Annotated in this window: 17 protein-coding genes; 16 read left to right on the forward strand and 1 reads right to left on the reverse strand. The window is 66.5% G+C overall.

Translation table 11 applies throughout. The features are described from left to right. Positions 1–12: 12 nt before the first annotated feature. Complete coding sequence (locus ElP_RS37175) at positions 13–420, reverse strand: hypothetical protein (RefSeq protein WP_145279971.1); 408 nt, start codon at positions 418–420, stop codon at positions 13–15. A 1,500-nt stretch (positions 421–1,920) separates the two neighbouring features. Here ElP_RS37175 and ElP_RS37180 point away from each other — a divergent pair. From ElP_RS37180 to ElP_RS37255, 16 genes are all read left to right on the forward strand, one after another. Next, positions 1,921–4,005 carry a polysaccharide biosynthesis tyrosine autokinase gene (locus ElP_RS37180; RefSeq protein WP_197447246.1) on the forward strand — a complete coding sequence of 695 codons (2,085 nt, stop codon included), beginning with the start codon at positions 1,921–1,923 and terminating at the stop codon, positions 4,003–4,005. Beyond that, positions 4,002–4,790 (forward strand): sugar transferase, encoded by a 789-nt coding sequence (locus ElP_RS37185; RefSeq protein WP_145279975.1) that lies wholly within the window; start codon positions 4,002–4,004, stop codon positions 4,788–4,790. The genes ElP_RS37180 and ElP_RS37185 overlap by 4 nt, the downstream gene beginning before the upstream one ends. A 240-nt stretch (positions 4,791–5,030) precedes the next feature. Further along, positions 5,031–6,233, forward strand: coding sequence for a glycosyltransferase family 2 protein (locus tag ElP_RS37190; protein WP_145279977.1), 1,203 nt, complete (start codon positions 5,031–5,033; stop codon positions 6,231–6,233). Between the two features lie 105 nt (positions 6,234–6,338). Next, on the forward strand, positions 6,339–7,235 hold the full coding sequence (locus tag ElP_RS37195) for an ABC transporter permease (protein ID WP_145279979.1): 897 nt from the start codon (positions 6,339–6,341) through the stop codon (positions 7,233–7,235). 98 nt (positions 7,236–7,333) lie between these two features. Continuing rightward, a complete protein-coding gene (locus ElP_RS37200) occupies positions 7,334–9,382 on the forward strand; it encodes a hypothetical protein (protein ID WP_231749961.1) in 2,049 nt (682 codons plus the stop codon). Continuing rightward, positions 9,379–10,659, forward strand: a complete 1,281-nt coding sequence (locus ElP_RS37205; RefSeq protein WP_145279984.1) for an O-antigen ligase family protein — start codon at positions 9,379–9,381, stop codon at positions 10,657–10,659. The genes ElP_RS37200 and ElP_RS37205 overlap by 4 nt, the downstream gene beginning before the upstream one ends. Further along, a complete protein-coding gene (locus ElP_RS37210; protein WP_145279986.1) occupies positions 10,656–11,813 on the forward strand; it encodes a Gfo/Idh/MocA family protein in 1,158 nt (385 codons plus the stop codon). The genes ElP_RS37205 and ElP_RS37210 overlap by 4 nt, the downstream gene beginning before the upstream one ends. Beyond that, positions 11,791–12,228 (forward strand): acyltransferase, encoded by a 438-nt coding sequence (locus tag ElP_RS37215; protein WP_145279988.1) that lies wholly within the window; start codon positions 11,791–11,793, stop codon positions 12,226–12,228. The genes ElP_RS37210 and ElP_RS37215 overlap by 23 nt, the downstream gene beginning before the upstream one ends. Beyond that, entirely contained in the window at positions 12,228–13,415 is a 1,188-nt protein-coding gene (locus ElP_RS37220; protein WP_145279990.1) for a DegT/DnrJ/EryC1/StrS family aminotransferase, read from the forward strand. Before ElP_RS37215 ends, ElP_RS37220 begins: the two co-directional genes overlap by 1 nt. Further along, entirely contained in the window at positions 13,408–14,406 is a 999-nt protein-coding gene (locus ElP_RS37225; protein WP_145279992.1) for an NAD-dependent epimerase/dehydratase family protein, read from the forward strand. The genes ElP_RS37220 and ElP_RS37225 overlap by 8 nt, the downstream gene beginning before the upstream one ends. Continuing rightward, positions 14,403–15,569, forward strand: a complete 1,167-nt coding sequence (locus tag ElP_RS37230; protein ID WP_145279994.1) for a DegT/DnrJ/EryC1/StrS family aminotransferase — start codon at positions 14,403–14,405, stop codon at positions 15,567–15,569. Before ElP_RS37225 ends, ElP_RS37230 begins: the two co-directional genes overlap by 4 nt. A gap of 57 nt (positions 15,570–15,626) precedes the next feature. Further along, positions 15,627–16,229: an LbetaH domain-containing protein gene (locus ElP_RS37235; protein ID WP_231749951.1), complete on the forward strand. Its 603-nt coding sequence runs from the start codon at positions 15,627–15,629 to the stop codon at positions 16,227–16,229. A gap of 21 nt (positions 16,230–16,250) precedes the next feature. Next, the gene (locus ElP_RS37240) at positions 16,251–17,567 is read left to right on the forward strand and encodes an ABC transporter ATP-binding protein (protein WP_145279998.1); all 1,317 of its coding nucleotides are present in this window, start codon (positions 16,251–16,253) and stop codon (positions 17,565–17,567) included. Further along, positions 17,477–19,189, forward strand: coding sequence for a glycosyltransferase family 4 protein (locus ElP_RS37245; RefSeq protein ID WP_145280000.1), 1,713 nt, complete (start codon positions 17,477–17,479; stop codon positions 19,187–19,189). The genes ElP_RS37240 and ElP_RS37245 overlap by 91 nt, the downstream gene beginning before the upstream one ends. Before the next feature lie 232 nt (positions 19,190–19,421). Further along, positions 19,422–20,378, forward strand: coding sequence for a glycosyltransferase family 2 protein (locus tag ElP_RS37250; protein WP_197447234.1), 957 nt, complete (start codon positions 19,422–19,424; stop codon positions 20,376–20,378). Positions 20,379–20,434: 56 nt separating this feature from the next. After that, on the forward strand, positions 20,435–21,250 hold the full coding sequence (locus ElP_RS37255; protein WP_197447235.1) for a glycosyltransferase: 816 nt from the start codon (positions 20,435–20,437) through the stop codon (positions 21,248–21,250). Positions 21,251–21,312: the final 62 nt, after the last annotated feature.

The following is a 21,312-nucleotide window of genomic DNA, read 5'->3' on the forward strand; positions in this document are numbered from 1 at the left end:
CGGTCCCGCCCATCAGGGGCGTCCCTGCAGGTCGCGGCAACCGGATGCATCCTGGCCGCAATACCATCGCACGTGCTCGGCCGCGACCTGCCGGGACACATCCCGGAATTCGGCGTGTCCCGGGTCGTCCTCAGGGAATCGGAGCAGCGCCTTGACATCGGCCGGCTCAAGGTCGTAATTCCGGGTGAGCAGGTGGATCATCAACGCGAGCTCGTTCCGGAGCCGGTCGGGCTGGCTGTCGGACTCCGCGACCTCGGCGACCATCGCGAGGTAATCCGACTCCCGGAGCCCCCCTGTCTCGTCCTCCCCGGGGCCCGGCCGGGTCGGGGGATCCGGGAAAATCCACCGCTGGCCGTCCGCGAGGCGGATGGGGCGACCCAGCACCGCGTCGGGGCGACGTTGATTTTTTTCATCAAGCATCGGCCGTTTTCCCTGACAGGCGTTCGGATTCTCCCGGGGGCGACGCCCCCAAGTTGGCTTCGCCACCCCTCGAAGATCGCCATAGAATTCAAGCGTCCACGGCCCTGAGCACCAGCATCTCGCGCCTAATAGGGCGCCAGGCCGCCACCCATGCACGGCCGGGATGTGTCCCGATCGCGGCCTCGAACGCGTGTCTGCGCAAGTTTCGCGCCGACAATATCAAGGACTCCACGCAGGAGGGACTCGTCGCGTCCTCCCAATGTTTCATCCATGTGTCCGTTGATTGTCTTCTGGCGGAACCGGGGATCCCGAGGGGTCCATACCCGGGCCCCGGAGACGGTCGGGACGCCGGCGGTTGGCGTCGCGGTGGCGACGATCGCAGGCAAGCTTAGCTTACAATGGGATCTGGAACCCGTCGCCGTCCAATTCACCGACGAGAGGAGATCGACGCGGGCCCGCGGCCGGGCCCCATACGGGTGCATTTCTCATTGCATCAATAGAATAAGTCATGCGGACGCCGTCCCCGAGCGGCCCCCAGTTGGGCCGCGCCGGCCCACCTCGGGAGGCCCTAACCGAGGAATTGCTAGGGGGATTGGGCGGCGACCCCGAGGCCGCGGCGGGAGACGCCCTCGGGCGACCGCCGTGGGGTCATGATGTGGGGACGCCCGGCGTCGGCCGCCGGGCCGAACGGCAAAAACTCGCAAGCAAACTTAATTAAATTTAAGTTAATTTATTAAAGATATAATCGTATTATTTAGTGTTAGTGCAAAGAGATTGTTTTAGTTATGCGGGAAGCTGCTGGGTCGGGTATAAAAATAAACTCATTCCTGTTTATGGCTGGCTATTCTTCTAATATGGCGTGACCTGCGGATCGCAGCACCCGAGGGAAATTTTCGGTTGAAACCGCCCGTCCTGCTGGTATCAATGGATGACATCGGAGGGCGTCGGGCGAGATGGTAGTCGATGGCCCCCGACGTGATGAGTTGCGGACTAGCCTTGCGACGGGACGACGATGAACTACGAGTGCCAGGGGTGATCAAACGCCTGTTCGGTAGCGAGGTGGCGAGCGAGATCGGGCCGAAGTTGCCTCCCGATCGAGACGAGATGCGTTAGGGAACATCCGGAGGGGCGCGGGGCCGCACGGCCCGGGCCTCTCATCACATCGCTCATCGCCACGCGCCCCGCCCGACACTCTGTCGTCGCGCACCCGGTAGAAAACGTCGCGATGGCGGTGCGCGCCGAGGTGCCGCTCGGGTGGGGGATGACAACCCACGGGCACGAAGTGCGCGCCGGCCGTTCGCAGCCTGGATGCCACGCCACAAGTCGGCGACTTGGAGCGAGATGGACGGTCAACCGCAGCCACATCCCCAAGAGATCGCCAGGATGCACCCCGGCTCGCCCCAGGCGAGCCCAGGGGGGGCGGCGCCGCATGACGCGGCCCGGGCCCCCGCCCGGCAAGGCCCGGCCGGCCGGCCGCAGGCACAGGGGAGGACGCTGGACGTGCCGGCGTTGCTCCGTGCGTTGCGGCTCCGGTGGAAGCTGGCCGTCTCGGGGGCGATCCTGCTCGGGGCGGCGGCCGGGGCGGTCGCCTTCGTCGCGATGCCCCCGGCGGAATACTCGTCCCGGTCGCTGGTGCACGTCGCCGAGAAGCGGCCGCGCGACCTCTTCGAGACCCGTGAGAGCGGCGTCTCGTACGCGATCTACCAGCATACCCAGACCACCCTGATCCGGAGCAACAAGGTCCTCGAGGCCGCGCTGAAGAAGTCGGGGATCGGCTCGCTCGAGATGGTCAGGAGCCGCACCGACCCGGTCGCCTGGCTCCGCGAACGCCTCCGCACCGAGTTCGGGAATTCCGAGATCCTGACCATCTCGATGAGCGGCGGCAACCCGGAGGCCGTCGCGACGGTCGTCAACGCCGTGACGGAGGCGTACCTCGAGCAGATCGTCCGGCAGGAGGAGCAGGAGCGGGTCGAGCGGCTGGAGCGGCTCGAGCAGCTCTTCGAGAAGTACCAGGAAGAGCTCCGGGCGAAGCGGGAGGACTACCGCGAGCAGGCCCAGTCGGCGGGCGCGAGCGACCAGAAGGGCTCGGCCCTAAGGCAGCAGATGGTCGCCGAGCACCTCGGCCAGTCCCGCCGCGAACTCGTCCAGCTCCAGTCCGAGATCCGCAAGGCGAGGGCCGAGGTGACTGTGCTCGCCGAGGATGCCGCCACGCCCGCCGCCGCGGCCCACCGCGATTTGGGCTTCGAGGGGCTCATCGGGCGCGACCCGGTGGTCGCGAAGTTGCGGGCCGACCTGGCCGAGTATTCGGGCAGGCTCGAGCAGGTCAGGCGAATCGTCCGGAATCCCGGCGAGCCCTCCAGGAAGCGGCTCGAGCAGGCCGTGGCCTCGCTGGCCGAATCCCTGAGGATGCGGTACGAGGAGCTGCGGGGCTTCCACGGGGCGCAGCAATCGGGGGATCGGCCGGCGGCCCGGGACCCGGGCCTGGAGCAGGCGGGGCGCTACTTGGAGATCCTGGAGGAGCAGGAGCGGATCCTGCGCGAAGAGATCGCATCCCTGGAGCAAGAGATGGGGACCCTGGGGATCCAGTCCCTCGACCTCCACTGGGTCGAGGACGAGATCGACCTGTCGACCGAGGTCGCCCGGGCCGTCGGGTCCGAGGTCCGGGCGGTGACCGTCGAGCTCGAGGCGCCCCCGAGGATCCGGCTGCTGGAGCCGGCCAAGCCCCAGGGGCCGGCCGACCCGATGGAGCGCTACAAGTTCTGCGCGATGGCGGCGGTCGCCTCGATGGGCGCCTTCGTCGGCCTCGTCTCCCTGTGGGAGTTCCGCGCCCAGCGGATCGACGCCACCGCCGAGGTGGCCGGGAGGCTCGGCATCGGCGTCGTCGGGGCGTTGCCGACGTCGCCCAGGGGCGATCGGGGGGGCGCGACGGCCGTCCGGCGTCGCGCCCTCATCGAGTCGGTCGACGCGGTCCGCACGGCGTTGCTGCGGGCCAGCCAGGTCGAACCGCTCCAGGTCATCATGGTCACCAGCGCGACGAAGGGCGAGGGCAAGTCGTCGCTGTCGTGCCATCTCGCGACGAGCCTGGCCCGGGCCGGCCGCCGCACCCTGCTGCTCGACTGCGACCTGCGGAGCCCGGCGATCCACTTGCTGATGGACGAGCCGCTGGCGCCCGGGCTCTGCGAGGTCCTCCGCGGCGAGGTGGCCCTGGACGACGCGGTGCACGCCACGGCCGCGTCCCCGCTCGAGGTCCTGCCGGCCGGGTGCTGCGACGCCGCGGCGGTCGACGCGCTGGCCCGCGAGGAATTCCCCCGGCTGATCCAGGACCTGAGGGGGCGGTACGAGTTCATCATCGTCGACTCGGCCCCCGCCCTGATCGTGACGGACACCCTGATGCTGAGCCAGCACGTCGACGCGGCGCTGCTCAGCGTCCTGCGGCTCGTCAGCAGGGCGCCCGACGTCGGCGAGGCCTACGAGCGGCTCGCGACGCTGGGCGTGCGGATCCTGGGGGCGGTCGTCTCAGGGGTCCGGGATGACCCGAATCTGTCTGATGACCGTTATCACTACTTGTCGGGGGTGAAGAGATGAACAGGATGCAAGGATTCGGCTGGAGGGCGACGCACTGCGAGTGCCCGGCACACTGGGGCTACGGGACGCCAGGCGTGCGCCCCGGCCACGAGGGATACGTCAGGTTCAAGACCCTCGCGGATCGCCTGATCGCATCGGTGCTGCTCCTGCTGGCCCTGCCCTTCCTGGTCGTCGCGATGGCCCTGGTGAGGCTGACGTCGCGCGGCCCTGCGATCTACTCCCAAGTGCGGGTCGGTCTCGACGGGAAGCGCTTCCGGATCTACAAGGTCCGGTCGATGTACAACGACTGCGAGAGGTCGACCGGCCCCCGCTGGTGCACGGCCGACGACCCCCGTGTCACGCCGGTCGGCGACATCCTCCGCAAGACGCATCTCGACGAATTGCCCCAGCTCTGGAACGTGTTGCGCGGCGAGATGAGCCTGATCGGGCCGCGCCCGGAGCGGCCGGAGTTCGTGTCCAACCTCGAGAAGGCGTTCCCGTATTATCGGGATCGCCTCCGGGTGCTCCCCGGCATCACCGGGCTGGCGCAGGTCCAGTTGCCACCTGATACCGACCTCACGGGGGTCGAGCGGAAGCTGATGTGCGACCTCTACTACATCGGGCGTCTCAACCCCCTGCTCGACCTGAAGATTGTCATCTGCACCGGGCTCGGGGTGATCGGCGTCCCCTTCGCGGCGATGCGAGCGTTGTTCGGCATGCCTTCGGTCGACGCGATGGAATGCACCTGCGGGTCGGAACGCGTCTCGGTGATGGGGGCGGCCCAGGCCCAGGCCCAGCCGGCCTGACTCTGGGGGCCCGCCGGCACTCGGCGGGGCATCACCCCCCGGCCGGTCGCGGCCGAGGAGCCCGCGCGGGGGGCCCGTCAGGGCCTGGGGACTCGCCGTGGGAGTCCGGGCCCAACCGAGAGGTGATGCGTCAGGAGGCGATGCTCGCGGGTCGGTGCCTCGGCGGCCGAGTCGGTCGGGGGGCGATCGGGGGCCGATCTCGCTCACAACGGTTCGGCCCGATCGAGGAGACGCCTGCCGATGATCGCTGGCGACGGTGGCTGGTTGACCGCCTGTCTCTGGGTCTTACTCGGTGCCGCCTTGGGCGTGATCCTCTACGTCTACGTGGGCTATGCCATGCTGCTCGGCCTGGCCGGGGCCGCCCGGCGTCGTCGCCTCAGGGGGGGGGCACCCCCGCCGACGGGGGGCAGGCGGCCGTCGATCACCCTGATCATCCCGGCCTACAACGAGGCGAAGGTCATCGGCGAGAAGCTCGAGAACAGCCTGTCGATCGATTATCCTCGCGACCGGCTGGAGATCGTCGTGGCCTCCGACGGTAGCGACGACGGGACCGACGAGATCGTCCGGGTATACGGTCCCCGGGGGGTCAAGCTGAGGGCCTTCTTCCCCCGGGCCGGGAAGACGTCCGCGCTGAACCGCACCGTCGTCGACGCGGAGGGCGAGATCGTCGTGCTCTGCGACTCGAACGTAATGTTCCGGCCCGATTCGATCGGCCGCCTGGCGGCCCACTTCGACGACCCTGAGGTCGGCGCCGTCACCGGCGACGTCCGCATCCGCAGCGTCGATGCGCCATTCGGCGAGGGCGAGGGTTTGTACTATCGATACGAGCGATTCCTGCAGGAACAGGAGTCGATCCTGGGATCCACGGTCACCGTCGACGGGGGGATGTACGCCATCCGGAAGGGACTCTTCAGGGCCCTCCCGCCCGACACCATCCTCGACGACTTCATCATCGGCATGGGCGTCGCCCTCTCGGGCCATCGGGTGATCTACGACCCCGAGGCCGTCGCCTCGGAGAACGCGACGATCGACGTCCGCCAGGAGTTCCGCCGGAAGGTCCGGATCACCGCCGGCGCGTTCCGGGAGCTACTCCGTGCGCGTGGCGTCCCCGGGCCCCGGCGTCCCCAGCTGTTCTGGTCCTACGTCTCGCACAAATTCCTGAGATGGCTCGTGCCGTGGTTCTTGCTGGTCGTGCTGGCCAGCAGCCTCTCGCTCGCCGTGATGGGGACGCCGGGGACGAGGGATCCGGCCGCCTGGCTGCTCGTCGCGCAGGGGGTTTTCTACGGCTGTGCCCTGGTCGGCTGCTCGCGGCCGAACGCTCGCTGGCCGGCGGTCATCGGGATCCCCTTCTACTTCTGCATGGTCAACACGGCGGCCTGGCTGGGCTCGGTGCGGGGTCTACTGGGCGTAGAGCGGGTGACGTGGCAGAAGGCGGATCGCTGAGCACCCCGATGGGGGCGTGGGCCGGGGATCCAGTCCGGGCCGACCGCGGCCGCCCCGTCGTCGAAGGGTAGGCGCCCGGTATCGTCCGAAAGCGTTGGGGGGGTTATGAGTTCAACGGTCGAGATTACCCGTCAGGGCAGCTCGCCGGCCGGTGCGTCGGGGCTCGGGGCGAGCATCACGCCGCCGAGGACCGTCATCGGGGCCCAGCCGGGCTGGAAGTTGCTGAATGCCCGGGAGCTCTGGAGCCACCGCGAGCTCCTCTACTTCCTGACGTGGCGCGATATCAAGGTCCGTTACAAGCAGACGGCGCTCGGCGCCTGCTGGGCCGTCCTCCAGCCGCTCGCCACCATGGCGGTGTTCACCGTATTCCTTGGGCGTGTGGTGGCGACCCCGGAATCCGGCGTGCCCTACCCCCTGTACGTGTTCGCGGGGCTGCTGCCCTGGCACTTCTTCTCCAACGCCGTCGGCGCGGCGGGTCAGAGCGTGGTGGCGAACCATTCGCTGGTGACGAAGATCTACTTCCCCCGCCTCCTGATCCCGGCCGGGGCCGTCGGGGCATCCGTGGTCGACCTGGCGGTGGCGTCGGCGCTGTTCGCGCCCCTCATGCTCTACTTCGGCGTCGTCCCCGGTGCGGGCATCCTCATGACGCCGTTGGTGGTCGCCGGCCTGCTGATCGCGGCACTGGGATTCGGCACGCTGCTGTCGGCCCTGACCGTCGCATACCGCGATTTCCGACACATCATACCTTTCATGCTCCAGTTCTGGATGTTCGCGACCCCGACGATCTACATGCAGGCCGATACGGTGGTCGGCCCGACCGGGCGGGCCCTCCTGCCGCTGAATCCGGCCTACGGCCTGATCAAGAACCTCCGCGTCGCGATTCTCGGCGGGACATTCGACTGGTATGCGCTGGGCGTCTCCGGGGCGGTGGCGGTGACGATCCTCGTGGTGGGGTTTGCTTACTTCAGGCGAGTCGAGCGCGGGTTCGCGGACATCATCTGACTGGGACCCATGCTTGTCGAAGGGGGAGGCCAGGGGCGATGACTCGGGCGGGGGACCTCGGAGCCTTGAAAATGCGATCGATCGGTCCACGACGGATCGTGGCATCGACGATCGCCCTCATCCTGGCGTCGACCGTCTTCTGCGTCGCCGCCCGCCTACCGATCATCGTCGCGTCGACCGCCTGGATATCGTTCGGGTCGATGGCCGTCGCTGGCTACCTCATCATGCGGGCCATCGTCCCGAACATGGCCGGGTCCGGCGAGGGGATCGCGATCGGGGCGGTCGTTGGCCTGCTATCCCTGCGCGTGGTGCTCGCGTGCCAGGGATTCCTGGTCGGCCTGTCGGGGCCCCTGAGCCTCGTGGCGCACCTGGAGATCCTCGCCGTCGCGGTCGTCCTCGATCGACGATTCGGCCGGATGCCCGGGGTGACGGCCGACGACGCGCGAGCATGGCGAGGCGTCCTGGAGATCGCGACCGCGACGATCCTCCTGATGGCGATCCCGTACGCACGCGTCGGGGGAATGGTCAATAATGGGTTCTCATTTGTACCTTACTTCAACAAAGATTTTTTCCAGCATGCCGGGGTCGTGTCGGAGCTGACGAGGTCATTGCCTCCATCCAACCCGTTCTTCGCGGGCGAACGGCTACATTACTATTGGTTATCGCATCTATGGCCGGCGTCCCTGGCGTGCCTGACTGGGGGGACGGCCCGCGACGCCCTCGTCTCGGTGGTCCCGCCCAACGCCTTCCTGTTCGTCTGCTGCTTGACGGCCCTCATACGGCGCTTCGTCCCCGTGAGCGGGGGGGCGAGGCTGGCGGTCGGCATCGCACTGTTCGCGCCGAGTTATATATCATTGGTGTATTTGACGAAACTCATGGCGCCGGCGGTGTTCAGGCTACTCCCCAACGCGTCGTCCCTGGAATACTCCGGCATCTCCCATTCCTGGTTCCGGGACCTGTTGTACGAGCCCCATGCGGTCACGGCGATGACCATGGTGGTCGCCGCGATGATGATCGATCACGCGGATTGTGGTCGGACGTCCACAAGGGTGGCGCTGCTGACCGGGGCCTTGCTGGGCCTGACGGCCTTGACGGATTCGTTCATCGGCCTGATCGGCGCGGGCTGGTTCGCCTGCTCGCGGCTCCGGCTCCTCATCTCCGATCATTCGAGGGTCGCGTGGGCCTCGACGACCGCAGGCCTCCTGGCGTGGGCTGCTCCAATCGCGGCCGGGATGGCAGCGGGGATCCTGCCGGTCGGCGGTCGGAGCCCGATGACGATCGCCCCCCACTTGCTGCTGAAGTATGCTCCGGCCTACTTGCTGGTCGAGCTGGGCCCACTGCTGATCTTCGGGGCTGTGGGTACGGTCGTCCTCGTGAGGCGACTCGGCCCGGGGAGGGTTGCCCCGCTCGCGTGGCTCGGCCTCGTCTCCATCGTCTTCATGTTCTTCGCGAGCGCCCGGATGGACCCCGACATCGCATTGAGGAAGGGGCTGAAGACCCTGCAGATTCCCCTGGTGGTGGCCGCGGGGGCCTCGTGTGCCGCGTTCCTCGAAACGGGGCGATCGGCCCGACTGAGGGGCGCGGGCGTGCTCGCGATCTCCCTTGGAGCGCTCACGATCGCGACCGACATGCATCATTACCTGGATCTCTCGAGCAGGAGGGTCCCCAGCCCCACGGTGGTCGGCTTCGAAGAAATGCGGATGTACGACTGGATAAGGAAGCACACGGGACGTTCGGATGTCTTCCAGCTCGTGGACGTCGTCAGGCCCGGCCGCTCCTTCCAGTCGACGCAGGACCTCCAGTTGCCGGCCTTGGCGGAGCGCCGCACCCTGTTCTGCAACTTCGAGCAGCCTTACATCTTTCATGTCACCTCCTCAGCCATCGAGCGTCGGAGGCACTCGCTCGAGAGCGTGTTCACGGCCGACGGGCCCGATTCCCTGGAACGGGCCCTCCGGGATCTGCCGCCGCATTTCCTCATCGTTGATGAGGGGGGGCCCGGCCCTGTCGAGGCCATGAGGCTACTGGCCGAGGACGGTGGCCTCAGGGAGCGGTTCCGGGTCGGATCCTATGCCCTCTACGAGGTGAGCCTCGGCCGATTGGCTGGTGCCTCGCCACCGGTCGCGGCCGATGGCCTCGTCGATCGATGAAGAGCCTCATACTGGTCGTCGCGCTCACGTACGGCGGGGCGCTGGTCTCCCTCTTCCGCCCATATTATGGACTCCTAGTATATATATCGTTTTCAATTATCAAGCCGAACGACCTCTGGCCCTGGTCGGTCTCAGGGGGGAACTACAGCCGGATCGTCGGGGTGGCCCTGCTCGCGGGCTGGGCCCTTGCCGGCTTCGGCGACTGGCGTCTGGGGCGTGCGAGGCGTGCGATCGGCTCGCTCGTGGCCTACACGGTCTGGGCCGCCGTCGGGATCTTTTATTCCGAGGACACGGGCCTCGCGACGGCCTACGTCGAGGAGCTCGCGAAGATCGTCCTGCCCATCCTCGCCGGCATCACGCTCATCGACTCGGTCGCCAAGCTCAAGCAACTCGCATGGGTCATCCTGCTCAGCGTTGGGTACATCGCCCTCGAATTCAACCTGAGTTATTACAACGGCTACAATCGCATCAGGTACGGGACATTCGGGGGTTTCGACAACAACGGGATCGCCATCATGCTGAACACGTGCGTCTGGCTCGCAATCCTGCTGGGCTTCGACGCGAAGGGATGGTGGCAAAGGCTCCTGTGCCTGGGTTCGGCGTTGCTGATCATCAACGGCGTGCTGATGTCCAACTCGCGGGGCGGGATGCTCACACTCCTGGTCAGCAGCATGATTGCCGTCCCCCTGATCCCCAAGCGGGCCTCACATTATCTCCTTTTCGCACTAATCTTCGTCCTCGGGATCCGGATGGCCGGGCCGGAGGCCCGCGAGCGTTTCATGACGATTTTCGCGGAGGCCGATGATCGCGATGCCTCCCTCGAAGGTCGCTCGCGTTTGCTGTCGTACGCGATCGATTCGATCAGGAAGCGTCCTGTTCTCGGCGTCGGGCCGAATCAATGGACGATCGTTGTGAAACGGGACTACCCGATCAAGGAGGGCCATGCAACCGAGGTCCACAATACCTGGGCGCAGATCACAGCCGAACTCGGCCTCGTGGGGCTGTTCCTGATCCTCTCCTACTACGGATCCTGCGCGTGCCGCCTGATCCCCATCGCCTTGGATCGCAGGGCGGACGTGGATCCCGACCTGAATTCACTCGCCCGGGCCGTCGTCGCCTCGATCGCCGGCTCTGTCCTGGCTTGCTCGTTTGTGACCGTAGAAGCCCTGGAACCGCCCTACTACATCGCACTCATAGGTTGCCTTGTTGTTAAAATGTATAATTGTGAAAGTTCGCGTATTAATTTGCATCAGCGAACCGGGAGGTATCTCTCATGAGCGTCCTGAAAGTAGGCGTCGTCGGCTGCGGATATTGGGGGCCCAACCTCATCAGGAACATCTCGGCATCGCCTCTCTCCGAGGTCGTCGCCGTATGCGACGCCGATCCGTCGAGGTTGGAGCGGATTGGCAAGGCGTACAGCCAGCTGAAACTGTGCGATTCGCTGGACCGCATGCTGGAGGTCCCGCTCGATGCCGTAGCGATCGCCACGCCCGTCTCGACCCACCACGCCCTGGCCTCGAGATGCCTGGAGGCGGGGCTGCACGTGCTCGTCGAGAAGCCGCTGGCCGCCAGCGCCGCCGAGGCGTGGGATCTGGTCGAGCTGGCCGAGCGGAAGGACCGGGTCCTGATGGTCGACCACACCTACCTCTTCCACGGAGCCGTTCGGAAGATCAAGGAGGTCGTCGAGTCGGGCGAGCTGGGCGAGCTCTACTACGTCGACAGTATTCGGATCAACCTCGGGCTGTTCCAGCACGACATCAACGTGATCTGGGACCTGGCGCCGCACGACCTGTCGATCGTCGAGTACGTGCTCGGCCGGGAGGCCCGGAGCATCTCGGCCTGGGGCTGCGCCCACGCCGACCGGGAGATCGAGGATATCGCCTACGTCAACGTAGACTACGACGACCGGATGCTGGCGAACTTCCACGTCAACTGGCTCTCACCGGTGAAGATCCGGCAGATGATCTTCGCCGGGTCACGCAAGAGCCTCGTCTTCAACGAGCTCAACGCGACCGAGCCGATCAAGGTCTACGACCGCGGCGTCGACTTCGGCGCCGAGCCCGACGAGCGCCGACGGATGCTGGTCAACTACCGATCCGGCGATGTCTGGAGTCCCTACATCGAGCCGACCGAGGCGCTGAGGGGCGTGGTGACCCACTTCGCCGAGTGCATCCGGGACGACCGGACGCCCCTGAGCGACGGCCGACTGGGCCTGCGGGTCGTCCGGCTGCTGGAGTCGGCGACCCGGAGCATCCGCGCCCAGGGGGGCCGGATCGTCCTGTCCGGCGGCAGCGACGGGATCCAAGCGGGATCGAACGGAGCCCAAGCCCATGGCGGCACCGCGGCACGAGCGGAGCGACCCGGAGAACGGGATCAGGATCGCCCCCGACGTCCGTCTCGGAAGCAACGTGACCATTCATTGCTTCGTTAACCTCTACGGATGTCGGATCGGCGACGGGACCCGGATCGGCAGCTTCGTCGAGGTCCAGAAGAACGTCGAAATCGGGAAACTGTGCAAGATCCAGAGTCATACCTTCATCTGCGAGGGCGTGACGATCGAGGATGAGGCGTTCGTCGGCCACGGGGTCATGTTCATCAACGACCTCGACCCCCGGGCCGCGGGCGACGGAGGGGCCCTGACCGACGCGGACTGGCAGGTGGTCCCCACCCGGGTGTGCCTGGGGGCCTCGATCGGCAGCGGGGCGGTGATCCTGGGTGGGGTGACGATCGGGGCCGGGGCCCTGGTCGGGGCCGGGGCGGTCGTCACCCGAGACGTCGCCCCCGGCTCGGTCGTCGCGGGCGTCCCCGCGCAATTGCTCCGTCGACGAGAGGGACGAGGAGACTGATGGCGACGTCCACCGATCAGCAATCAGGCCGGGCGGGTGCGTTGGCCCCGCGGCTGCCAGTGCCCTTCTTCGACCTGAAGGCGCAATTCGACGGGATCCGCGAGGATCTCCTCGACGCCCTGGCCGGGGTCGCCGAGAGCACCCAATACGCCCTCGGGCCGGAGGTCGAGGCCTTCGAGGCGGCCTTCGCCGACTTCGTCGGTGCCCGGCATTGCGTCGGGGTGAACTCGGGGACGTCGGCCCTGCATCTGGCATTGATATGCGCCGGGGTCGGGCCGGGCGACGAGGTCATCACCGTCCCCATGACGTTCATCGCCACCACCTGGGCGATCAGCTATGCCGGGGCGAACCCGGTCTTCGCCGACGTTGACCCGGTCTCCTATACGATGGATCCGAGGCAGGTCGAGCGGCTGATCACGAGGCGGACCAAGGCGATCCTGCCGGTGCACCTCTACGGGCAGCCGGCGGACCTTGGGCCGCTGCTGGAGATCGGCAGTCGCCACGGCATCCCGGTCATCGAGGACGCGGCCCAGGCCCACGGCGCCGGCTACGAGGGTCGGGGCGCGGGCACCCTGGGCCTCTGCGGCTGCTTCAGCTTCTACCCGGGCAAGAACCTGGGGGCCCTCGGCGAGGCCGGCGCCGTCGTCACCGACGACACCCGGGTCGCCGATCGGCTGCGTGCCCTCCGGGACCATGCCCAGAGCAAGCGATACCATCACGACGAGCTCGGCTTCAACTACCGGATGGACGCGATCCAGGGCGCGGCCCTGGCCGTCAAGCTCCGCCGCCTGGACTCCTGGACCGAGGCGAGGAGGCGACTGGCGTCCCGGTACCTCCAGGCGCTCGGCGACCTCCCGATGCAGCCGCCGGCCGAGGCGACGGGGCGTCGGCACGTCTGGCACCTGTTCGTCGCCCTCCACCCCAAGCGGGACCTCATCCGCCAGAAGCTGGAGGAGCGGGGCGTCCAGACTGCCCTGCACTACCCAATCCCCGTCCACCTCCAGAAGGCCTACGCCCACCTCGGTCACCGGCCGGGCGACTTCCCGGTCTCCGAGCAAATCGGCCGAGAGTGCCTGTCGTTGCCGCTGTTCCCCGAGATGACTGCCGAGCAGCAGGACGCGGTGATCGCCGCGGTCCGCGAGGTCGTCCCCGAGATCTCCCGAGCACGAGATACCATCGATGAGTGATCCGCTGAGGGGTGCCACGATCCTGGTCACCGGCGGGGCCGGCCTGATCGGCTCGCATATCGTCGACCTGCTGGTCGACCGCCAGGCCGGGGAGATCCGGGTGCTGGACAACCTCGTCCGTGGCCGAATGGCGAACCTCGACGACGCCATGTCCCGCGGCCCGGTCCGATTCATCGAGGGGGACGTCCGCGACCCCGAGGCGGTTGGCCTCGCCGTCGAGGGCTGCGACTACGTCTTCCACCAGGCGGCGATCCGCATCACCCTCTGCGCCGAGCGGCCTCGGGAGTGCGTCGACGTGCTGGTGACGGGCACCCTGAACGTCTTCGAGGCGGCGGTCGCCACGGGGGTCAAAAAGGTCGTCTACGCCTCCTCGGCCTCGGTCTACGGGGCCGCCGACGAGTTCCCGACCTCGGAGCGGCAGCACCCCTATAACAACCGGACCCTCTACGGGGCCGCCAAGCTGATGAACGAGGGGATCGCCCGGAGCTACCGAGACCTCCACGGGCTCCCGAGCGTCGGCCTGCGCTACTTCAACGTCTACGGGCCCCGGATGGACGTGACCGGGGCCTACACCGAGGTCTTCATCCGCTGGCTCGACTGCATCGACGCCGGCACCCCGCCCCAGATCCACGGCGACGGGTCTGCCTCGATGGACTTCATCTACGCCGGCGACATCGCCCGGGCGAACCTCCTCGCGATGGAGTCGGACCGCGAGGACGACGTCTTCAACGTGGCGAGCGGGACGGAGACGAGCCTGCTCGGGCTCTGGCGGGCGATGCAGGGGGTGACGGGTACCCAACACCTCGAGCCGGAGTTCCACCCTCCCCGGAAGGTGAACCCGGTGCCGAGGCGGTTGGCGGACGTCCGCCATGCCCGGGAGGGGCTGGGGTTCGAGGCCGAGGTCACCTTGGGGGAGGGGCTCCAGCGGCTCATCGCCTGGAGGCGAGAGGCGCTCGCGGCGATGGGGAGCGGGGAGGTCGCCGCCCGATGAGCACCTGCACCCGCAAGATCCCGATCGCCCGTCCCTCGCTCGGCGAGGAGGAGGCTGAGGCCGCCCGGCGTGCCATCCTCTCGGGGTGGATCACCCAGGGGCCGGAGGTCGCGGCGTTCGAGGAGGAGTTCGCCTCCTACGTCGGGGCCCCCCATGCCTGCGCCGTCTCCAGCTGCACCACGGCGCTGCACCTGGCGCTCCATGCTCTGGGCGTCGGCCCCGGCGACGAGGTCGTCACGGTCAGCCACTCGTTCATCGCGACCGCTAACGCGGTCCGGTACTGTGGGGCGGTGCCCGTCTTCGTGGACATCGACCCCCGGACGTACAACATGGATCCGGGGCTGGTCGAGGGGGCGATCACGCCCCGGACCCGGGCGATCATTCCCGTGCATCAGATGGGCATACCCTGCGACATGCCCGCCATCCTCGAGATCGCCTCCCGACGCGGCCTGCCAGTCGTCGAGGACGCCGCCTGTGCCATCGGCAGCGAGATGCTCATCGATGACCGTTGGGAGCGAATCGGCCGGCCCCACGGGACGATCTCCTGCTTCTCCTTCCACCCCCGCAAGATCCTGACCACCGGCGACGGCGGGATGCTCACGACCGCCGATCCCGAGCTGGACCGCCGCTTCCGCCTGCTCCGCCAGCACGGAATGAGCGTGCCGGACACCGTCCGCCACTCGGCCTCGACGGTGATTTTTGAGGAATACCCGGTCGTCGGCTTCAACTACCGGATGACGGATATCCAGGCGGCGATCGGCCGAGTGCAGCTCGAGAAACTGCCCGCGATGCTCGCGCGTCGTCGCGATCTCGCCGACCGATACACCGGGATCCTCTTGGGGATCGACGGGCTCGAGCCCCTTGCCTTGCCGGCCTGGGCCCGGACGAACTTCCAGTCAAACCCTGTACGGGTTACCCCGAGGTTCCCGCTTACGCGAGATGCCGTGATACAGGCGCTCCTCGACCGTGGCGTCAGCACCCGGCGCGGTATTATGAACGCCCACCAGGAGCCCTCCTATACTGGTACAGGGCTCTGGTCATTACCTCACTCCGAGCACGCCCGCGATCAGGTCCTCCTCCTGCCGCTCTACGACACGATGGACCCCGACGATCAGGCCTACATCCTCGACCAGCTCCGCGAGCTGGCGGGCCGGGAGAGTTGAGGGATCCCCGTGGCGAGACCCCTGATCATCCTCGGCACCGGTGGAGGCGTCCACGACGTGCTCGACGCCGTCCAGGCGCTCAACGCGGTCCGCCCGACGTTCGAGCCAATCGGTTTCCTCGACGACGTCCGACCGTCCGGGACCGAGCACCTCGGCCTTTCGGTCCTCGGTCCGCTGACCGACGCCGCCCGCTTCTCCGAGGCCCTGCTGATCAACGCCATCGGAAGCGACCAGAGCTACGCACGCCGCCCGGCGATCGTGGCCAGCACCGGACTGCCCCCCGACCGGTTCGCGACGATTGTCCACCCCGGCGCGTCCGTCTCGTCTCACGCCCGGCTGGGCTGCGGCGTGCTGATCGCCTTCGGTGCATCGGTCGGCGGTGGGGCGACCGTCGGCGACCACGCGACGCTCTGCCCGCTAGCGATCGTCGGCCACGACGCCACGATCGGTCCCCACGCCCTGCTCGCCCCGGGCGCGATAGTGAGCGGCCACGCGCGGCTGGGTGAGGCCTGCTACGTGGGCGCCGGCGCAACCGTTCGCCAATTGCTCATTATCGGCGCCGCCGCCTTGGTCGGCATGGGTGCCGTTGTCACCCGCGACGTTGCCGAGAGAGCGGTCGTCTGGGGCAGTCCGGCCCGACGGCGTGAGGCGGCCCGCTGAGAGAAGCTGAAGGAATCCGAGATGCCCCCCGCAATCACCGTCCAGAACCTTTCTAAGACTTACGCGATCGGCTCCGGGGGCGAAGAGCCCTACCGCACGCTCCGCGAGTCGATCATGCAAGGCATCGGCGCCACGAGCCGTGCGGCCGGCAGGCTCCGCCCGGCGGACTCGCGGCGGATCGTCGCCCCCACCGTTCATCAGGCGCTCGACGATGTGAGCTTCGAGGTCCAGCCCGGAGAGGTCATCGGCCTCGTCGGTCGGAACGGGGCCGGCAAGTCGACCCTGCTGAAGGTCCTCAGCCGGATCACTGAGCCCACTTCGGGGCGGGTCGAGTATCGGGGCCGGTTGGGCAGCCTGCTCGAGGTCGGCACCGGCTTCCACCTGGAACTGACCGGACGCGAGAACGTCTACCTCAACGGCTCCATCCTCGGCATGAGCCGCCGCGAGATCGCCCGCAAGTTCGATGAGATCGTCGCCTTCGCCGAGATCGACAAGTTCCTCGACACGCCCGTCAAGCGCTATTCGAGCGGCATGTTCGTCCGCCTCGGCTTCGCCGTCGCCGCCCACTTCGAGCCCGAGATCCTGATCGTGGATGAGGTCCTGGCCGTCGGCGACGCGGCCTTTCAGAAGAAGTGCCTCGGCAAGATGAGCGACGTCAGCCGAGAGGGCCGCACGATCCTCTTCGTCAGCCACAACATGGCCGCCGTCAAGTCGCTTTGCTCCCGAGGCGTGCTGCTCGACGGGGGTCGGGTCCTCATGGACGGCGACGTGAGTGACGTCGTCAACCGCTACATCCGGGCCGACTCCGAGATGGCCCAAACCGGCGTCATCCCCGACGAAGCACCGCGTCATCGCGACGTCCACGGGGTGGCTAGCTTCCGGTCTGTGCGGCTCACCGACCTATCTGGCACGGAGACCCGTCAGCTCTTCTACAAACAGCCGTTCCGCGTCGAGTTCACATGCGACCTCGCGCGTGATCTCCCCGACGCCCACTGGGAGGTCAGCGTCAGCACTACCGACGGCGTCCAGGTCACCTACTCAACGACGCTCGACGCCGAGCCGCCGGGTGCCGCGATCAAGCGCGGGAGGCACGTCGTCAGCGCCGAACTCGAAATCCCACTGCTGCCGCAGGATTACTCAATCGACCTCGGCGTGCACTACAACGACGGCCGCACGGCGGACTTCGTCCGCGGTGCCCTCGACTTCTCCGTCTTGCGCTTCTCAGAGGGCAGAGAAAGCCACTATCGTTGGCGTTCGACGAGAGGGTTCCTCAGCGTACCAGCCGTGTGGCGGACGCGCGAGGTCTACTCGGCCAAGGTTTCAGAGACCCACGGATGAATGGTCCCCTCGATCCGGACGACGGCGCCCGCTTCGTTGCGGTCCATGACGCCATCTACGAATCGCTGCGCGCGGTCTGCGACCGCGTCGCCGGGATGCGCGAGGAGTCTCGGCTGATCGCTGCGGAGATCACCGCCGGATTCGCAATAAACTTTCACACCGGGCGATTCGCCGACGGCTTCCTGGAACGGATGATCCTGGAGGTCGGGGAGCGGCTTCCCTCAGCATCTGGGTCCTCTAACGGTCCGACCGTCCTGTCATCCAAGCGCCGCATCCTTCACGTCGTGACCGAGGCGTTCGGCATCGGCGGAATGACGCGGACGCTCGATAATTGGGTAAGGGCCGATCGGGCCAGCACACATCATCTCTACATGACCGCGCAGCCCGACGGATCGACCCCACGCTGCCTCGTCGAGGCGATCGCGCGCAGCGGTGGATCGTTGATGGAGTGCCCTCGCAACGCGACTCGGCTCGAGCGGGGGGGGCACCTCCGGGCCTGCGCTCGGAGCCAGGCCGATCTCGTCGTGCTTCATCACGGCGGCCACGACATACTGCCCACCCTGGCGTTCGCCGGCCGAGGCGGGCCGCCCGTCGCGGTGCTCAACCACGCCGATCACGCCTTCTGGCTCGGGAGTTCGGTGACCGATCTCGTCATCAATCAGCGTGACCTCAGCCAGCGTCTCGCCGATCGGCGACAAACGCCCCTCAACGTCACCCTCCCGATCCCACTCGAGCCGCCCCCGATCCTGAGCCGCGAGGCGGCCCGCCGGCGACTCGGGATTCCGGCCGACACATTCGTCCTGCTCTCGGTCGGTCGCGCGATCAAGTTCCGCCCCACGGCACGCCAGAATTTCCTGAGGACCGCCCGCCTCCTCCTAGAGCGACTTCCCAGCGCCCACCTGATCGTCGTCGGACTCACCTCGCTCGAGGCCCAGGGCCACCTCGACGAGACGCTGCACGAGCGGATCCACTGCGTCGGTCCGGTCGAGGAGCCGAGCCCCTACCGCGCGGCGGCCGACCTGTTCCTGGAGCCTTTCCCCTTCGGCTCGGCCACGTCGGTGCTCGAATCCTGCCTAGCCGGCCTCCCGGTCGTCCTGCCCCACAGCCCGCTCCTCGACCTACTGGTCACCAACCACGGCATAGAGACGCTCGCCCCGAATCCCGCGAGCGAGGAGGACTACGTCGAAGCGGTCTGTCGCCTCGCGGAGCTCCCCGACGAGCGGCGGCACCTGGCCGCGTCACTCCAGCAGCGGGTCCGCGAGTGCCACACCGGCGTGGCCTGGCTCGACCGGTTGGAGGCAGTCTATCGCAAGGCGTTCTCGACCACGCATGCGGTCCGGATGATCACGCCAACCTTGAGTGAGAGGGCAGACACCGACGTCCGGCTCGCCTACTGGCACCGATTCCTCCGCGCATCGACGGCCGATCCGTTGGGCCTGGCGAACCGCTACCTGCTCCAGGCCGCCTACGGGGCACGGCAGGCCGGGGATCATCGCTCAGCCCTCCGCATGCTACTCAGTTGGCATCCCGCGGGGTCCGGCCAACTCTTCCGACAGCGAATGGCCGCCGCTGCGAAGGTCCCGGCGCACTGGCTCTGGCGGAAGGCAGGAGCGCTCACGTGACGACGGACCTACATTCGAGTCATCAGCGAATGACGGATTCGGCTCTCGCGAAATCGCCGCCTGGGGCGTCGAGTAGCGTCAACGTCATCATTTCGACGTGTAACTGTGCCTCATATATCCCAGAGGCCATCGTGAGTGCCTTGGCCCAGAAAGCCCGACCAGCCGATTGGTCGCTACACGCTACCTCTCGGCGTCAAGATTCGTATCAAACGTCCCTGGAGGTGGCGCGCTAGTGTTGAGGCAGACTGTCAGTGTCATTATCCCGACCTACAACAGCGGGTCGTTTGTCACGGCTGCTGTGGAAAGTGCTCTAGGGCAGTCAGTGCAGCCGTTCGAGATCATCGTAATCGACGATGGGTCTACCGATGCCACATCACACGTTCTGAAACCATATATGGGTTCCATTCGCTATTATCAACAACCAAACGCTGGGTTGTCCGCTGCTCGGAATAGGGGTATTGCCGCTGCGATGGGGGATCTGATTGCATTTCTCGACGCGGACGATATTTGGCTCCCGAACAAATTGGCTCTACAGATGGAAACGCTCGAAAAACATCCAGAAGCGGCCTTGGTTCACAGCGATGTTTATTTCTGGGATAATGAGACTGGGGAACGGGCGATCCGGAACAAGATGCGACATGGTTACACAGGTCGTTGCTACCACCAGTTCTTCCGACGCAACGCTGTCTGCCCCTCGACTGTGCTTGTACGCAGAGAATGCTTAGACCGAATTGGGGGCTTCGACGAACAGATCCGCCGGCCGACCACGCAGGACTACGACCTCTGGTGGCGGATCGCAAGACGGTACGATTTGGCATACCTCGACCGACCAACCGTCCTATATCGCCTTCACTCCGGCAACGCGAGCAAGCAGACGCTAATGATGGTTGAGGATGAGCTCTATGTGGTTCTAAAGGCGTTGAGCGAAGATAGTCAGCTCGCTCAATCCCTAGGATTTCGAGAGACCAACGACAGGCTCTTTGGCTTGTACTTCTCCATAGGTTACATCAATTTTGATGAGGGAAGGTTTCCTACTGCTCGCCGATCGTTACTCAGCGCTATTAGGCGTCGACCAACCGACACATACACGTGGTTACTGACGGCCTCCACCTTGCTGCCGCCGGCCTGGGTTCGTGCCCTGAGAAACATGAAGCAATCTGCGTTGTTTTGCCTCGACCCCATGACCTGACCCCAAGATTCGTGGCGGCCGGAGAGATTCTAATGAGCATTACATCGATCCCACTCATGGTAAAGGTCTGGGCTGGGGATGACCGGCACGATTTCAGGTACATCAGCAAGAGCTTGCCGAGCCTTCTGAACAGTGACCTGCCGCTCAACATTCGCATCATCCTGATCGATGACTGCAGCCCGAGCCGGGAGATAAGCCCATATCTCGAACACCTAGCCCGATCACACGACAGGGTCGAAGTCTGGAGGAACCCCTACAATATGGGGCCGAACACAGGACAATCTTACAACTTCCCCAGGGTTGTCGACCGATATCCCCACGCCGAGTTCTTCGTCCTCTGCGACGACGACATGATCTACCACCCCGGCTGGCTCCAGCGTCTCATCAGCGTCTACCGGGAAGCCGCCGAGGTCGGTCTTAATGGCGTCTTCACCGCTCTCAACGTGCCCGCACGCCCCGCCTACAGCACGGTTTGCCTGCCTACCAGCGAGGTGCTCCTGAAGAAGCGCCAGATGGCCCAGAACTGGCTGCTGCCCCGCGATGTCTACGAGGCCGTTGGCCCTTTCCGGGTGACCGAACTCGCCTTCGATCACGACTACGGCCTTAGATTAAGCGCCGCCGGATATCCAGTGATCTGCATGAAACCGAGCTACGTCCAAAACATCGGTTACCGAGGTGCTTATCAGACCGACAATTCACTCACTGCGAAGGACTACGTCGGTCGTCTCGACTGGGATCTCTGCCTTGCCGACGCTTTGTGGACCGCCCGTCGCGCCTCAACCCGGCTCGCTCAAGCTTGCTTCGCTCGTATCCCCGAGGGAGGCGCCAAGCGGTCTCTCCGCCGGATCCGCGATGACCTCACCCAATCCTGAGGGCGTGACGCCAATGGGCCATTCCCCCCGCGAGCCGCACCGGAAGAGCTGGCCGCCTCCCA

The organism is Tautonia plasticadhaerens (assembly GCF_007752535.1).
Classification (GTDB): domain Bacteria; phylum Planctomycetota; class Planctomycetia; order Isosphaerales; family Isosphaeraceae; genus Tautonia; species Tautonia plasticadhaerens.